A 581-nucleotide genomic window follows, 5' to 3' on the forward strand; every position below is an offset into this window, starting at 1 on the left:
CCGGTCAGCACCAACGTGACCGACACTGTCGACACCACCAATCTGTCGTTGAGCGCGACCGGCACTGTGGCCGAGGGCGGTTCAATTGTTTACACCGCGACCCTGACCAACGCCGCTGGCTCGCCAGTGACCGTGACTCTGTCGAACGGCGCCGTGATCACCATCGACGCTGGCAAAACCACCGGCACCGTGACCGTGCCAGCCCCGACCGACGACGTCTACAAAGACGCCGGCACCGTGCAGGCGACCATCAGCACCACCACTGGTGGTAATTTTGAAAACCTGGTGCCGAGCACGACTCCGGCTGTGACCAGCGTCACCGACACCATCGACACCACCAACGTGAAACTGACGGCCACCGAGTCGGCGGCTGAAGGCGGCAACGTTGTTTACACCGCGACTGTCGGCGCACCGGTAACCGGCTCGCCAGTTGTCGTGACGTTGGCCAATGGTCAAACCATCACCATCGGTGTCGGCCAGACCACGGGCACCGCAACCACCGCAGCGCCAAACGATGCATTGACCGGTCATGCGCCACTGACCAACTCGATCACCAACGTGACCGGCGGCAACTACGAGAA

The 581-nt window shown here is 62.5% G+C and carries 1 protein-coding gene; it reads left to right on the top strand.

All coding sequences use genetic code 11. The features are described 5' to 3' along the window. On the top strand, nucleotides 1–581 hold a 581-nt coding region (locus M9827_RS28010; protein WP_250606526.1), incomplete at both ends, for an immunoglobulin-like domain-containing protein.

This window comes from Pseudomonas sp. AKS31 (assembly GCF_023634765.1).
Lineage (GTDB): Bacteria > Pseudomonadota > Gammaproteobacteria > Pseudomonadales > Pseudomonadaceae > Aquipseudomonas.